General features: G+C 69.3%; 10 protein-coding genes and 1 pseudogene. 4 read left to right on the forward strand and 7 right to left on the reverse strand.

Annotation, left to right across the window (positions count from 1 at the left end; translation table 11 throughout):
* Positions 1–801 carry an AmmeMemoRadiSam system protein B gene (gene amrB / locus VAR608DRAFT_RS24335; protein WP_088956406.1) on the reverse strand — a complete coding sequence of 267 codons (801 nt, stop codon included), beginning with the start codon at positions 799–801 and terminating at the stop codon, positions 1–3.
* 82 nt (positions 802–883) lie between these two features.
* Between amrB and VAR608DRAFT_RS24340 the strand changes: the two genes are divergently transcribed.
* On the forward strand, positions 884–1,090 hold the full coding sequence (locus VAR608DRAFT_RS24340; RefSeq protein ID WP_088956407.1) for a DUF6494 family protein: 207 nt from the start codon (positions 884–886) through the stop codon (positions 1,088–1,090).
* Between the two features lie 28 nt (positions 1,091–1,118).
* On the opposite strand, the pseudogene VAR608DRAFT_RS24345 reads toward VAR608DRAFT_RS24340, so the two are convergent.
* The 5 genes and pseudogenes from VAR608DRAFT_RS24345 to VAR608DRAFT_RS24365 all read right to left on the reverse strand — a co-directional run.
* Positions 1,119–1,329: pseudogene (locus VAR608DRAFT_RS24345) on the reverse strand (Lrp/AsnC family transcriptional regulator); the annotation flags it as partial.
* Between the two features lie 15 nt (positions 1,330–1,344).
* On the reverse strand, positions 1,345–1,803 hold the full coding sequence (locus VAR608DRAFT_RS24350) for a RidA family protein (protein ID WP_088956408.1): 459 nt from the start codon (positions 1,801–1,803) through the stop codon (positions 1,345–1,347).
* Positions 1,800–2,792 carry a transglutaminase family protein gene (locus VAR608DRAFT_RS24355; RefSeq protein WP_088956409.1) on the reverse strand — a complete coding sequence of 331 codons (993 nt, stop codon included), beginning with the start codon at positions 2,790–2,792 and terminating at the stop codon, positions 1,800–1,802. The genes VAR608DRAFT_RS24350 and VAR608DRAFT_RS24355 overlap by 4 nt, the downstream gene beginning before the upstream one ends.
* Before the next feature lie 7 nt (positions 2,793–2,799).
* Entirely contained in the window at positions 2,800–5,508 is a 2,709-nt protein-coding gene (locus tag VAR608DRAFT_RS24360; protein WP_088956410.1) for a circularly permuted type 2 ATP-grasp protein, read from the reverse strand.
* Between the two features lie 54 nt (positions 5,509–5,562).
* Complete coding sequence (locus tag VAR608DRAFT_RS24365) at positions 5,563–9,054, reverse strand: transglutaminase family protein (protein WP_088958946.1); 3,492 nt, start codon at positions 9,052–9,054, stop codon at positions 5,563–5,565.
* A 100-nt stretch (positions 9,055–9,154) separates the two neighbouring features.
* Between VAR608DRAFT_RS24365 and VAR608DRAFT_RS24370 the strand changes: the two genes are divergently transcribed.
* From VAR608DRAFT_RS24370 to VAR608DRAFT_RS24380, 3 genes are all read left to right on the forward strand, one after another.
* Entirely contained in the window at positions 9,155–11,560 is a 2,406-nt protein-coding gene (locus VAR608DRAFT_RS24370; RefSeq protein WP_231972946.1) for a DNA internalization-related competence protein ComEC/Rec2, read from the forward strand.
* A 99-nt stretch (positions 11,561–11,659) separates the two neighbouring features.
* Positions 11,660–13,168, forward strand: a complete 1,509-nt coding sequence (locus VAR608DRAFT_RS24375; protein WP_088956411.1) for a circularly permuted type 2 ATP-grasp protein — start codon at positions 11,660–11,662, stop codon at positions 13,166–13,168.
* 17 nt (positions 13,169–13,185) lie between these two features.
* Positions 13,186–14,142, forward strand: coding sequence for an alpha-E domain-containing protein (locus tag VAR608DRAFT_RS24380; RefSeq protein ID WP_088956412.1), 957 nt, complete (start codon positions 13,186–13,188; stop codon positions 14,140–14,142).
* On the opposite strand, the gene glpK is transcribed toward VAR608DRAFT_RS24380, so the two are convergent.
* The gene (glpK, locus tag VAR608DRAFT_RS24385) at positions 14,143–15,636 is read right to left on the reverse strand and encodes a glycerol kinase GlpK (RefSeq protein WP_088956413.1); all 1,494 of its coding nucleotides are present in this window, start codon (positions 15,634–15,636) and stop codon (positions 14,143–14,145) included.
* Between the last annotated feature and the right edge of the window lie 6 nt (positions 15,637–15,642).

Raw genomic sequence — 15,642 nt, forward strand, 5'->3', positions numbered from 1 at the left:
TCACGCCTCGAAGGCGATCGCGCTGTACCCGACGACGCGATCGAGGTCGCCCGCGGTGTCGCCGGAATTGCGCAGATCGAGCAGGCGCGGCTTCAGGCCATGGTGACCTGCAGCCAGCAAGGCGCCGTTGATCGCCTCCGATCCACAGGCCTCGTGCGGCGTGAGTCCGGCATCCAGGTGCAGGATGCGCTGCACGGTCGCCTTGTCGGCGAGCCTGGCCTTCGCATAGGGCAGGTAGTGCGAGAGGTCCGAGCTGATGACGATCAGCGTTTCGTCGCCGCCCCAGAGGCGTTCGAGCACCTCGGCGACCGCCGCGCCGCCGGTGTCGCCGACGACCAGCGGCACCAGTGTGAATTCGCCGAGCGCCGCCTGCAGGAAGGGCAGGTGCACCTCGATGGAATGCTCCTGGGCATGCGCCCGGTCGCTGCGGATCACCTGCGGCAGGTCGGCGATGCGGTCGAGCATCTCGCGATCGATGGCAACGCGGCCGAGCGGCGTCTGGAAGGCATCCGCTTGCGGTGCGGCGAGGCCGTTCACCCACACGCGATGTGCAGGCCCCAGCAGCACCACGCGGCGGATCGGCGGTGCGTCCGGATGCCGCAGCAGGGCATAGGCGCTCGCGGCAATGGGCCCGGAATAGGCGTAGCCGGCGTGCGGCGCGATCAGCAGCTTGGGCCGCGGATGCGCTTGCACGTCCTCGTCGGCGCCATCACGCAGAAAGCCCTCGACCTGTTCCCGCAACTCGCGCGGGGCGGACGGATAGAACAGGCCGCACACGGCGGCATGGCGCACGGCAGGCATGAAGGCGGCTCCTGGCGTTGAATTTGAACCCTTCGGATTCGAAAATCAATCCCATCGGCGATGTCCTCACCCGGAGCGTGCCATGAACGAAGAGAGCTTCAACATCAGCATCCGCAAGTTCCTCAAGATGGTCGGCGTGAGCTCGCAGCGCGAGATCGAGCAGGCCGTCGCCAAGGCGCTGCAGGCCGGATCGATCGCCGGCAATGCCGCGCTGCCGGCCAGGATGACGCTCGAGATCCCCGGCGTCCAGCTCAAGGTCGGGTTCGACGGCGAGATCCATCTGGATTGAGCTTCCCGGCGGGCTGGCGGTGCCGGTTCTCGGGTAACCGTTCCAGTGCGCGCATGACGGCGGCGCCCATCTTTGGTGCAACGCTCAGGCCGCAGCAGGCGCGCACCGCGCCTTCCTCCAGGCGCTTGCCCAGGCCGCACGCCGTAGCCGGCGATCACGCCTTCGCGCGCGAGCCGCGCGGCCGATTCGCGCGCGTTGGCTTGCAGCAGGCTCAGCAGGTGCCGGTCGGTGTCGTCCAACGCCTTGTCAACGCCTCACTCGACTTCGGCGATCAGCTCGATCTCGACGCAGGCGCCGAACGGAATCTGGGCCACGCCGAAGGCGCTGCGCGCATGCGCGCCCTTTTCGGGGCCGAACACCTCGGCGAAGAACTCGCTCGCGCCGTTGGTCACGAGGTGCTGTTCGGTGAAGCTGCCGGTCGAGTTGACGAGGCTCATCACCTTCACGATGCGCTTGACCTTGTCCAGGCTGCCGACGGCCGCGTTGAGCGTGCCCAGCAGGTCGATCGCGATCGCGCGGGCGGCCTCTTTGCCTTCCTCGGTCGTCATGTTGGCGCCGAGCTGGCCCACCCAGGGCTTGCCGTCCTTCTTGGCGATGTGGCCGGAGAGGAAGACCAGCTTGCCGGTCTGCACGAAAGGCACGTAGGCGGCGGCGGGCACGGAGACGGGAGGCAGCGTGATGCCGAGGCTCTTGAGTTTGTCCTGGATGCTCATGGAATGTCCTTGTTCTCGGGTGGCAGTAAGGCGGATGGCGGATTGTCCGCCACCGGGCCGGCTTCGGCGCGCGCAGCGAGCACGGCTTCGCCCAGCCGTTCCTCGATCGGCTGCACCGTCACGCCGACATGCAGCGAATGGCGCGCGCCGCCGTGCAGCACGCCGCGCATCGGCGACACGTCGGAATAGTCGCGGCCGATCGCGAGCGTCACGTAGTCCTCGCCGGGCTGGCGGCCGTTGGTCGGATCGAAGTCGACCCAGTCGCCCGGTCCGCTGGCGCCGGGCAGGTAGACCGACACCCACGCATGCGATGCATCGGCGCCGACGAGACGCGGCTGTCCGGGCGACGGCTGCGTGAGCAGGTAGCCGCTCACGTAGCGCGCCGGCAGGCCCATCGTGCGCATGCACGCGATCATGATGTGCGCGAAGTCCTGGCACACGCCGCGGCGCTGCGCGAGCGCCTCGATCGCGGGCGTGCTGATCTCGGTGCTCTCGGCGTCGTAGCCGAAGTCCTTGAACATGCGCAATGCCAGGTCCATCGCCACGTCGAAGGTCGGCCGGCCGGCGGCGAAGCTGGGCCGTGCATAGGCCGCGAAGTCGCCATGGCGCGGCACGTAGCGCGACGGGAACAGGAACTCGGCCGCGGGGTCGTAGTGCGAATCCTTGACGTAGCGGAAGCGCTCGCGCACCTCTTCCCACGGCAGCTCGCGCGCCACCGAGGCGGGCAGTTGCGGCACCGAGGTCTCGACCACGCTCTCGGCGGTGACGAGGAGTTCCTCGTGCGTCGAATCGAGCGCGAAGAAGGTGCGCGTGTTGCCGAAGACATCCGGCGATTCGCTCTTCTGCACCGGCGGCGGCGTGATCCTGAGCGCATGGCTCACCAGCCGCTGCGATGCGGTGGTCATCGGCTTCAGGTGCGCGAGATGCTGCGCGGTATCGACCGGCGGCGTGTAGTCGTAGCGCGTGGAGTGGGTGACGTGGAGCAGCATGGTCAGGCTAGGCTCCCACCGAGCGCAGGGATTCGGAGGTCAACGTGAAATAGCGCGTGCCGATCGCGTCCGACACATGGTAGGCCGCGGTCTCGCATGCGCTGCAGAGATCGAGCAGCGCGCCATATTGCGACTCGGGGCCGGCATCGCAGAGGCGCTCCAGCGTCCAGCCGTCGGGGTCGGGCAGTTCGTAGGACAGCGCGGAGAGCTTGCCCGGCGCGCTGCCCGCGAGCTTGGCGATGCGCTTGCGCAGCGTGTGCGTGACCCAGGCGAGCGAGCGCGGGTTGTCGCCGTCGAGCACCAGCAGGTCGACCAGGGGCGCGACGTCGCGCCGCTGCTGGTAGCGCGCATGGAAGGTGATGGTGCTGTCGAACAGCGCCACCATCGCCTCGAAGCCGGCCACCTCGTGCACCGCGCCGGTCTCGAAGCCGGCCGTGAGCGCGCTCGAAAGGAAGGCCAGCCGCTCGATGTGCCGCCCGATGGACAGCAGGCGCCATGCGTCGTCGCGCGTCATGCGGTCGGTCTGCGCGCCGGTCATCGCGGCCAGCGCGGCGCTGGCGGATTCGAGCAGGCGCAGCGCCGCGCCGCACTCGTAGCCGGCTTCGCCTTTCTCGCCGGCCTGTTCGGCGCTGCGGCGCAGGAAGTCGGCCTCGGCGCGCACGATCTGGTTCCAGTGGTCCTGCGACAGCCGTTCGCGCACCGCGGCGGCGGAGCGCCGCACGCAGCTGAGGCTGAAGCCGACGCTGCCGCCGCGCTCGACGTCGCCGAGTTCGGCGATCAGCGTGCGTTCGAACACGCGGCGCGACTTCGGCAGGCTCGGCACCTCGCGGGGCACGAGCGCGTTGCGCTCGGCAAGCTGATGCAGCCAGTTGAGCAGTGCACGCGAGGAGACTTCCTCGCCGCCGAGCAGGTCGAGCGTGACGCGCGCGAGGCGCACCGCGTTCTCGGCGCGCTCGGTGTAGCGGCCGAGCCAGAACATGTTCTCCGCCGCGCGGCTGGTGACCGGTGCGCGGTGCCGTGCGAGCGAGGCCGGCGTCGTGTGCGAGTGCAGCAGCGTGGTCATGTCGACCTCGCCGAGCGTCTGCACCCAGACGTCGGCGCTGCTGCCTCCGCGCTGCATGGAGGCGATCTGCGCGTCCGGGCCGGCCAGCCGCGCTAGACCGCCGGGCAGCACGCGCCACGAGCGCGGGCCGTCGCTGATCGCGAAGACGCGCAGCACCACCGCGCGCGGCGCGATGTGGCCGCGGCCGAGGTCCTCTGTCCAGGTCGGCATCTGCGACAGCGGCAGGTAGCTCTGCACCGTGTGCTCGTCGCCCTGGCGCAGGATGCGGCCGGCCCACTCGTCGAGCTCTCGGCGGTCCATGCGGGTGCCGAGCACCGCAGGGAAGCTGGTGTGCGAATCGTCGCCGGGGTAGGTGGCCTTGATCGCGGAGTCGGAGATGAGCGGCAGCACCGCTTCCATCGCGGCGCGCTCGCCGCACCACCAGGTCGGCAGCGCAGGAAGTTGCAGTTTTTCGTCCAGCAGCCGGCGCGCCAGCGCGGGCAGGAAACCCAGCAGCGCCGGCGATTCGAGGAAGGCCGAGCCCGGCATGTTGGCCACCAGCACGTTGCCGGCGCGGATCGCCTGCAGCAGCCCGGGCACGCCCAGCGTGGAATCGGGGCGCAGTTCCAGCGGGTCGAGGAACTGGTCGTCCAGCCGCTTGATGAGGCCGTGCACAGGCCTGAGGCCCTGCAGCGTCTTCAGGTAGAGGCGCTGGTCGCGCACCGTGAGGTCGCTGCCCTCGACCAGCGTGATGCCGAGGTAGCGCGACAGGTAGGCGTGCTCGAAGTAGGTTTCGTTGTACGGCCCCGGCGTCAGCAGCGCGATGTGCGGCGGCTGGCCGGCGGGGCACATCTGCTGCAGGCCTTCCATCATCGCGTGGTAGGTCGCGGCGAGCCGCTGCACGTGCAGGTTCTCGAAGGCCTGCGGGAACTGGCGCGCGATCGCCAGGCGGTTCTCCAGCAGGTAGCCGAGGCCCGAAGGGGCCTGCGTGCGCTGCGAGACCACCCACCAGTTGCCGTCCGGGCCGCGCGCGAGGTCGAAGGCGGTGATGTGCAGCCAGGTGTCGCCGGGCGGCTTCACGCCGTGCATGGCGCGCAGGTAGCCCGGATTGCCCTGCACCAGCGCGGGCGGCAGCAGCCCTTCGGACAGCAGTTGCTGCGGACCGTAGACATCGGCCATCACGCGATCGAGCAGGCGCACGCGCTGCTGCACGCCGGTCTCGATCTGCGCCCAGCTCTCGGGCGAGACGATCAGCGGAAAGAGATCGAGCGACCACGGCCGCTGCGGGCCGTGGACGGCGTCGGCATAGACGTTGTAGGTGACGCCGTTGTCGCGGATCTGCCGCTCCAGGCTGACCGCGCGGCGCGGCAGGTCGTCGAAGCCGTCGGGGCCGAGGTTCTCGAAGAAGCCGGCCCAGGCCGGTGCCAGCGGTGCATGTTCGCCCGGCGCGAGATCGCTCTCGTCGGACGCCGGTGCGGCGGGCGGCACCGAGGCGGCGTCATAGAGCGGCGCGGGCTGCGAAGGCGTGCCCAGGCGCGGGGTGGTCTGCGGCGTGGCGATGTCGCGCAGTTCGTCGAAATGCCCCGGCGCGGCCGGCGGCGCGAGGGCGGATGCCAGCTCGGCCGGTGCCTCCAGGGCCTGCGCATCGAAGAGGGATGTGTTCTGTGAGTCCACGTTGCGCCGATTGTCACACCGCGGACATGCAAAGCTGATTCGCCGATGAAGTGGCTAGCGCCGCAGATCCAGCGTATACGGAAACTCGCGGCTGCCGCTGATCTCGATCGTCGCCGGCGGCGTGGTCATCAGGCCCGGCGTGTGGCCCATGCGCGAGAAGCGCGCGTGGCGGCGGCTTTCGGCTTCGTAGGCGTTGACCGGGAAGGTCTCGTAGTTGCGCCCGCCCGGATGCGCGACGAAGTACTGGCAGCCGCCCAGCGAGCGCTTCATCCAGGTGTCGACGATGTCGAAGGTGAGCGGCGCATGCACGCCGATGGTCGGATGCAGCGACGAGGGCGGATTCCATGCCTTGTAGCGCACCCCGGCGACGAACTCGCCGGCGGTGCCGGTGGGCTGCAACGGCAGCGCCTGGCCGTTGACGGTGATGACATGGCGGCTCTCGTTCATGCCGGTGACGCGGATCTCGACACGTTCGAGCGACGAATCCACGTAGCGCGCCGTGCCGCCGGCCGCGCCTTCCTCGCCCATCACGTGCCACGGTTCGAGCGCGTTGCGCAGCGACAGTTCCACGCCCATCGCCTGCACCTGCCCGACCAGCGGGAAGCGGAACTCGAAATGCGGCGCGAACCAGTTCGGATCGAAGGCGAAGCCGGCCTGGCGCATTTCGCTGATCACGTCCTCGAAGTCCATCTTCACGAAGGTGGGCAAGAGGAAGCGGTCGTGCAGCTCGGTGCCCCAGCGGGTGGCCGGTGCGGTGTAGGGCGCGTCCCAGAAGCGGGCGACCAGCGCGCGCAGCAGCAGTTGCTGCGCCACGCTCATGCGTGCGTGCGGCGGCATCTCGAACGCGCGCAGCTCGAGCAGCCCGAGGCGGCCGGTGCTCGAGTCGGGCGAGTAGAGCTTGTCGATGCAGAACTCGCTGCGGTGCGTGTTGCCGGTGACGTCGATGAGGATGTTGCGCAGCGTGCGGTCCACCAGCCATGCGGGCATGTCCTGGCCGTGGATCTCGCGGCTGCGGGCGATTTCCTTGAGCGCGATCTCCAGCTCGTAGAGCTGGTCGTTGCGCGCCTCGTCCACGCGCGGGGCCTGGCTCGTGGGGCCGATGAAGAGGCCCGAGAACAGGTAGCTCAGCGACGGGTGGTTGTGCCAGTACAGCAGCAGGCTCGCGAGCAGTTCGGGCCGGCGCAGGAAGGGGCTGTCCGCCGGTGTCGCGCCGCCGAGCACGAAGTGGTTGCCGCCGCCGGTGCCGGTGTGGCGGCCGTCGGTCATGAACTTCTCGGCCGACAGGCGCGTCTCGAAGGCCGCGTGGTAGAGGAACTCGGTGTGCGCGACCAGCTCGCCCCAGTTGTGCGCCGGATGGATGTTGACTTCGATCACGCCGGGGTCGGGCGTCACCTGCAGCAGCTTGAGGCGCGGATCGCGCGGCGGCGGATAGCCTTCGATGACGATCTTGACGCCGAGCTCCTCGGCCGTGGCTTCGACCGCGGCAACCAGGTCGAGGTAGTCCTCCAGCCGCGCCAGCGGCGGCATGAACACGTAGAGCACGCCCGAGGCGTTGCCGACCTTTTCGGCCGCCGGCCCGTTGGCGCGGCGCGGGTCGCGCACTTCGACGCACAGGGCGGTGCGCGTGATCCAGTGGGCGGATTCGCCGCGACGCGGCTGGCGCGGTACGGTCGGGTCCTGCGTCGCATCGCGCAAGCCCGCGCCTTCGCCCGGCGACTGCATGCGCAGCGCGGCGGGCGTGGCCCGGGGCGCGCCGAAGTCGTAAGGCACTGCGCTGCGATCGGCGTCGCCGGCGCCGAACGCGCCGGCATAGCGCGAGCGGTAGTCGGCCGCGGTCGGCAGCCCGCTGCGCGGCGCGGTCGGGTCGCGCTCGACGAGGTAGGGGTAGTCACCCTTGCTGGCCCACGGCTGCGAATCGAGCGGCAGGCGCAAGCCCATCGGCGAATCGCCGGGCATGAGGTAGAGCCGGTCATCGCGCAGGAACCAGGGGCCGGTCTTCCAGCCGGGGCCGGCGAGGGCGGGTGCATCGCCGTCGGCGTTCGAGGCCTCGATCGGCAGCATGTAGCCGATCACCGCGTCCAGCTTCTGCGTGAACACCCGTCGTAGCCGCATGCGCTCCATCTCGTCGTCGAGCTTCGAGTCGAAGGGGTCCACGTTCACCGGCAGGCGGCGTTCGCGCCAGAGGTAGTAGTAGACGTCCTCGTAGCCCGGCTGGATGTAGCGCTCGGTCAGGCCGAGCCGCGTGGCCAGCGCCGTGGTGAAGCGGCGCGCATCCTCGCTCGTGTAGTGGGTGGGGTGGCGCTCGTCCGCGAAGAGCTCGGGGTTGTGCCAGATTCTTTCGCCATCGGCACGCCAGAAGATCGACAGCGCCCAGCGCGGCAGTTGCTCGCCCGGATACCACTTGCCCTGGCCGAAGTGCAGGAAGCCGCCTTCGCCGTATTCGGCGCGCAGCTTCTGCACCAGCTCGGTCGCGTAGCCGCGCTTGGTGGGGCCGAGCGCATCGGTGTTCCACTCGGGCGCGTCGCGGTCGGTGGTGGCGACGTAGGTGGGCTCGCCGCCCATGGTCAGGCGCACGTCGCCGGCCTTCAGGCGCTTGTCCACCGCCTCGCCGAGCGCGAGCACGTCTTCCCACTGCTCCTCGGTGTAGGGCTTGGTCACGCGCGGCGATTCGTAGATGCGGGTGACCTTCATCTCGTGGCCGAAATCGACCTCGGCCTCGTCCACCGCGCCTTCGATCGGCGCGGCGCTCGACGGCGTCGGCGTGCAGGCGAGCGGGATGTGGCCTTCGCCGGCCAGGAGGCCCGAGGTGGCATCGAGCCCGATCCAGCCGGCGCCCGGCAGGTAGACCTCGCACCAGGCGTGCAGGTCGGTGAAGTCGACCGTGGTGCCGCTCGGGCCGTCGAGCGACTTCACGTCCGGCGTGAGCTGGATCAGGTAGCCCGAGACGAAGCGCGCCGCGAGGCCGCAGTGCCGCAGCAGCTGCACCAGCAGCCAGCCCGAATCGCGGCAGGAGCCCGAACCCTTGGCGAGGGTCTCCTCCGGCGTCTGCACGCCGGGCTCCATGCGGATCAGGTAGTTGACGTCCTTTTGCACCTGCTGGTTGAGGTAGACCAGGAAATCGATGGTGCGTTGTTCCTTGCGATCGATCCGGTCGAGGTAGGCCTGGACCAGCGGCGTGGGCGCATCGGCGACCAGGTAGGGCGCGAGTTCCTGCGCCTGCGCCTCGGTGTACTTGAACGGGAAGTTCTCGGCCTGCGGTTCGAGGAAGAAGTCGAAGGGGTTGTAGACCGCCATCTCGACGACGAGGTCGACCGTGATCTTGAAGGCCGTCGCCTTCTCGGGGAACACCAGCCGCGCGAGGTAGTTCGCGAACGGGTCCTGCTGCCAGTTGATGAAGTGCTGCTCGGGCTCGACCCGGAGCGAATAAGAGATCACGTTGCTCCGGCAGTGCGGCGCGGGTCGCAGGCGGATGACCTGGGGGCCCAATTGCACCGGACGGTCGTACTTGTAGTGGGTGACGTGGTGGAGCGCGGCGTGAATGGACATGTTGTTCAGTGCGTCGGTCGTGCCTCGGGTGAGACGCATACTAGCCGACACGAATAGCAATTAGCGCGCCACAAAGGCGTGCTAGGGAGCGGATTGCGGTATGCAGGGATGGGATGTGCGCGGCCTGCGCGTGGTGGCCGCGATGGCGGGTTTCGTGCTCGGAACGGCGTTGCAATTGCAGCAGGCGGCGCTGTGGCGCGAAGCCGTCTATGCGGCGCTCTTGGCGGCTGCGTTGGCCGGGTGGCTGGCATTGCGCCCGCTGGAGCGGATGCGGCGCGGCGCGCTCGTGCTGCCGGCGGCGCTGCTGCTCGGCGGCATGGCCGGCAGCGGGCTTGCGGGCTGGCGCGCGGTGAGCTTTGCGGCCAATGCCTTGCCCGCGGCGTTCGAGGGCCGCGATCTGGTCGTGACCGGCGTGGTCGCCCAGATGCCGCTGCGCAACGAAAGCGAATTGCGCTTCGCGCTCGAAGTCGAATCGGCGCGCTGGCCGGGCACGACGGACGACGGGCGCGCGCCGCCCGCCGTGCCGCCGCGCATTTCGCTCGGCTGGTATGCCGACGCGGGCGGCGAGCTGCCCGCATCGGCGCATGCCGGTGAACGATGGCGCCTCCCGGTGCGGCTGAAGGCGCCGCACGGCACCCTCAACCCGCATGGCTTCGACTACGAGTTGCGCCTGTGGGAGCAGGGCGAGCAGGCGACGGGCTACGTGCGGGCGAATGTCCGGGATAGAGCGCCGGAGCGCATCGGGGCGACCTGGCGCCATCCGGTCGAGCGCGCCCGGGAGGCGGTGCGCGATGCGATCCTGCAGCGCATCGCCGACCGCCAGAGCGCCGGCGTGATCGCCGCGATGGTCACCGGCGACCAGAACGCGATCGAGCGCGCCGACTGGGACGTCTTTCGCGCCACCGGCGTCGCCCACCTGGTGGCGATCTCGGGCTTGCACATCACGATGTTCGCGTGGCTCGCCGCGTTGGCGGCCGAGGCTCTGTGGCGCCGTCGCCCGGGGCTGATGCTTTGCTGGCCGGCGCAGCATGCGGGGCTCGCCGGCGGCGTGGCGCTCGCTGCGCTCTATGCGGCGTTCAGCGGCTGGGGCGTGCCCTCGCAGCGCACGGTCTGGATGCTCGCGGTCGTCGCGCTTCTTCGTCTGGCCGGGCGGCAGTGGCCCTGGCCGTTGACCTGGCTCGCGGGCTGCACGGCGGTGGTCGCGATCGATCCGTGGGCCCTGATGCAGCCGGGCTTCTGGCTGAGCTTCGTCGCCGTGGGGGTTCTCTTCGCCGCCGGCAACGGGGCGCCGGACGAGGGGCCCGCGGGCGTTGCGGGGCGCGTCTTGCGCCTGCTGCGTGCGCAGTGGGTCGTCACGCTGGCGCTGACGCCGCTGACGCTGCTGCTGTTCCAGCAGGTCTCGCTGGTCGGGCTGCCGGCCAACCTGGTCGCCATCCCGTGGGTGACGCTGGTGGTCACGCCGCTTTCCATGCTCGGCCTGCTGGCGCCCTGGCTGTGGCAGCTCGCTTCCTGGGCGATGCAGGCGCTGTCGTGGGTGCTGCAGTGGCTCGCGAACTGGCCGTTCGCCACGCTGTCGATGCCGACGCCGCCGCTATGGATGGCGGCAGCGGGCGTCCTGGGCGGCATCGTGTCCGCCATGCGCCTGCCGTGGTCGGTTCGCGCGCTGGGGCTGCCGCTCTTGGCGCCGGTGCTGCTCTGGCAGCCGCTGCGACCGGCGGCGGGCGAGTTCGAGCTGCTGGCCGCCGACATCGGGCAGGGCAACGCGGTCCTGGTGCGCACTGCCTCGCACAGCCTGCTGTACGACGCCGGGCCCCGCTACAGCCTCGACAACGATGCCGGCCACCGCGTGCTGGTGCCGCTGCTGCGCGCCCTCGGCGACCGGCTGGACACCGTCGTCCTGAGCCACCGCGACGCGGACCACACCGGCGGCGCGGCGGCGGTGCTGGCGATGCAGCCGCAGGCGAGGCTGCTCAGCTCGATCGAGGCCGACCATCCGCTGCAGGCGCTGCGCGCGGCGGAGCGCTGCATCGCCGGGCAGCGCTGGCGCTGGGACGGCGTGGATTTCGAGATCCTCCATCCCGCGGAAAGCGATTACGCCGGTTTCACCAGGCCCAATGCGATCTCCTGCGTGCTGCGCATCGGCAACGGCCGCGCGACGGCGCTGCTCGCCGGCGACATCGAGCGGGCGCAGGAGGCTGCGCTGGTCGCCCGCCATGCCGACCGGGTGGCGGCCGACCTGCTGCTCGTGCCGCATCACGGGAGCAAGACGTCGTCGAGCCCGCTGCTGCTCGACGCGGTGCAGCCGCGCCTTGCGATCGTCCAGGCGGGCTGGCGCAACCGCTTCGGGCATCCGGCGCCCGACGTGGTGGGACGCTATGCGGACCATGGCATCGGGCTCGTCGACACGCCCCATTGCGGCGCCGCGACATGGTCCAGCGCGGCGCCGGGCGAAGTGGCTTGCCACAGAAGCACCGCGCGCCGCTACTGGCACCACCAGATGGACTGATGGGGCGCAAGACCGCCGTCCGGACCCCTCGTTTCCCCCATCGGGCGCCGAAGTTTGGCCTTGAACTTGCTAAGCTATGGTCAAGGAGATTGGTCGTCCATGCACAAATTCGACGAGATGTATGAACAGGTTCCCTACCACGGCGCTGCCGTCCGGAGCCACTACAAGCGATACGACCAATGGCTCGCGAAGCAACCCGAAGCGGTGATGCGTTCGCGGCGCGAAGAGGCGGAAATGATCTTCCGCCGGGTCGGCATCACCTTCGCCGTCTACGGCGCGAAGGACGAGGACGGGTCGGGCACCGAGCGCCTGATCCCCTTCGACCTATTGCCGCGCATCATTCCCGCGCACGAGTGGGCCTCGATGGAGCAGGGGCTGGTGCAGCGCGTCACCGCGCTCAACCGCTTCATCCATGACGTCTACCACGACCAGGAAATCATCAAGGCCGGTGTCATCCCCGCCGACCAGATCCTGAAGAACGCCCAGTACCGGCCCGAGATGGCCGGCGTGAAGGTGCCCAACGATGTCTATTCGCACATCTCCGGCATCGACATCGTGCGCGCGCCCGACGCCAGCGGCAACGGCGAGTACTACGTGCTCGAGGACAACCTGCGCGTGCCCAGCGGCGTGAGCTACATGCTGGAGAACCGCAAGATGATGATGCGGCTCTTCCCCGAGCTGTTCAGCCAGAACCGCATCGCGCCGGTCGCGCACTATCCCGACCTGCTGCTCGAAACCCTGCGCGCCTCGGCGCCGCCGGCCACGGCCGAGCCGACCGTCGTCGTGCTCACGCCCGGCATGTACAACAGCGCCTACTTCGAGCACGCCTTCCTCGCGCAGCAGATGGGCGTGGAGCTGGTCGAGGGGCAGGACCTGTTCGTCAAGGACAACTTCGTCTACATGCGCACCACGCGCGGGCCGAGGCGCGTCGACGTCATCTACCGCCGCGTGGACGACGACTTCCTCGACCCCGAGGTGTTCCGCCCGACTTCGACGCTCGGCTGCACCGGACTGATGCGCGCCTACCGCGAAGGCAACGTCGTCATCTGCAACGCGGTCGGCACCGGCGTCGCGGACGACAAGTCGATCTACCCCTACGTGCCGAAGATGATCGAGTTCTACCTCGGCGAGAAGCCGATCCTGAAGAACGTGCCCACCTACATGTGCCGCAACAAGGACGACCTCGACTACACCCTCGCGAACATGAAGGACCTGGTGGTCAAGGAAGTGCACGGCGCGGGCGGCTACGGCATGCTCATCGGCCCCGCCGCGACGCAGGGCGAGATCGAGGACTTCAAGAAGGCGGTGCTCGCCAAGCCCGACGGCTACATCGCGCAGCCGACGCTGAGCCTGTCGAGCTCGCCCACCTTCGTCGACGCCGGCATTGCGCCGCGCCACATCGACCTCAGGCCCTTCGTGCTGTCGGGCAAGGAGGTGCAGATGGTGCCCGGCGGCCTCACGCGCGTCGCGCTCAAGGAAGGCTCGCTGGTGGTCAACTCGTCGCAGGGCGGCGGCACCAAGGACACCTGGATCCTCGAAGCCGAGCGCAGCGCCGCGCCGCGCCCGCAAGGCCAGTCCCAGACACAAACTCAAACGCAAACGTCCTGATCGGGAGCCTTCAGATCATGTTGTCACGCACCGCCGATCACCTCTACTGGATGTCGCGCTACACCGAGCGCGCCGAGAACACCGCGCGCATGCTCGACGTCAACTACCAGACCTCGCTGCTGCCGCAATCGGCCCAGGTCGCCAAGTACGGCTGGCAGGGGCTGCTGTCGATCAGCGAACTGCTGCCGACGTACAACGAGAAGCACGACCAGATCACGCCCGACGAGGTGATGGAGTTCATGGTCAGGGACGAGTCGAACCCGTCGTCGATCCTCTCGTGCCTTCGCGCGGCGCGCGAGAATGCCCGCGCGGTGCGCGGCACGCTCACCACCGAGGCCTGGGAGACGCAGAACACCACCTGGCTCGAAGTCAACCGCATGCTGCGCGCCGGCGACCTCGACCGCGACCCGGCGCAGTTCTTCGAATGGGTGAAGTTCCGCTCGCACCTCTCGCGCGGCGTGACGGCGGGAACCATGCTGCAGGACGAGGCCTTCTACTTCTCGCGCCTGGGCACCTTCCTCGAGCGCGCCGACAACACGGCCCGGCTGGTGGACGTGAAGTTCCACGCGCTCAACAGCGAGTTCTTCGGCACCGCGACCGAGGAAGACCAGGAGTACGACTTCTATCACTGGAGCGCGATCCTGCGCAGCGTCTCCGCCTTCGAGGTCTATCGCAAGGTCTACCGCGACGTGATCAAGCCCGAGCGCGTGGCCGAGTTGCTGATCCTGCGCGCGGACATGCCGCGTTCACTGCACGCGAGCCTCGTCGAAGTGGTGGACAACCTCGACAAGGTCAAGAACGACCAGAGCGCCGAGACGCAGCGCCGTGCGGGCAAGCTGCTGGCGGATCTTCAGTACGCGACGGTGGACGAGATCCTCTCGACCGGGCTGCATGCGTATCTCACGCAGTTCCTCGATCGGGTGAACGAACTCGGCTGGCGCATCAGCCAGGACTTCCTCGTCCCGGCACAGTAACTACGCGGCGGTCGCCTGGCGCACGGCGCGCTCCCAGCGCGCCATGGCTTCGTCGGCCTTCTCGCGGCCGAGCGTCGGCATGAAGCGGCGCTCGACGCGCCAGAGCTTCGAGAGCTCGCTCACGTCCTTGTAGTAGCCGGTCGAAAGTCCCGCAAGATACGCGGCGCCGAGCGCGGTGGTTTCGGTCACCTCCGGCCGCACCACCGGAATCCCCAGCAGGTCGGCCTGGAACTGCATCAGCAGGTTGTTCACGCACGCGCCGCCATCCACGCGCAATTCGGCCACCGGCGTGCCGCCGGCGGCGACCGCATCGCGGCTCATCGCCTGCAGCAATGCGGCACTCTGGTAGGCGATGCTCTCCAGCGCCGCGCGCGCGATGTGCGCCACCGTGGTGCCGCGCGTCAGGCCGGTGATGATGCCGCGCGCCTCGGCGTTCCAGTAGGGCGCGCCGAGCCCGGTGAAGGCCGGCACCATCATCACGCCGCCCGCATCCGGCACGCTTTCGGCCAGCGCCTGCACATGCGCGCTGCCGGGGATGGCCTTCAGCCCGTCGCGCAGCCACTGCACCACCGCGCCGCCGACGAACACGCTGCCTTCCATCGCGTACTGCGGCTTCGCGCTGGTCTGCGCGGCGCTGGTCACCAGGAGGCCGTTGCGCGAGGGCTGGAAGTCGCCGCCCGTGTGCATCAGCAGGAAGCAACCGGTGCCGTAAGTGTTCTTCGCCATGCCGGCCTGGAAGCAGGCCTGGCCGAAGAGGGCGGCCTGCTGGTCGCCCGCCACGCCGCCGATCGGCAGGGCGCGATCGAACAGGCCCGCCGCGGTGTCGGCGAAATGGGCGCTCGACGGCTTTACATGAGGCATCAGCGAAGCGGGGATGTCGAGCGCCTTCAGCAGATCGGTATCCCACTGGTTGCTGTGCACGTTGAAGAGCATCGTGCGCGAGGCATTGCTCACGTCGGTGGCGTGCACCGTGCCGCCGGTGAGCTGCCAGACGAGCCAGCTGTCGATCGTGCCGAAGGCCAGTTCGCCGCGCTCCGCCTGCGCGCGCACGCCGGGCACGCTGTCGAGCAGCCAGCGCAGCTTGGTGGCCGAGAAATAGGCGTCGATCACGAGCCCCGTCTTCTCCTGGATCGTGCCCGCCATGCCGTCCTCGCGCAGCCGCGCGCACAGCGGCTCGGCCCGGCGGTCCTGCCAGACGATCGCGTGATGCACCGGCTGCCCGGTCTTGCGGTTCCACACCACCGTGGTTTCGCGCTGGTTCGTGATGCCGATCGCGTGGATGTCCTTCGCAGTCAGCTTCGCCTTGGCGAGCACCTCGCGCGCGGTGGCGAGCTGGTCGTTCCAGATCTGCATCGCGTCGTGCTCCACCCAGCCGGGCTGCGGATAGATCTGCGTCAGCTCGCGCTGCGCGATGGCGACGATGCGGCCGTCGCGGTCGAACACGATGCTGCGTGAGCTCGATGTGCCCTGGTCGAGGGCGAGCAGGTAGGTCATGAAAGG

It is taken from the genome of Variovorax sp. HW608 (genome assembly GCF_900090195.1).
Lineage (GTDB): Bacteria > Pseudomonadota > Gammaproteobacteria > Burkholderiales > Burkholderiaceae_C > Variovorax.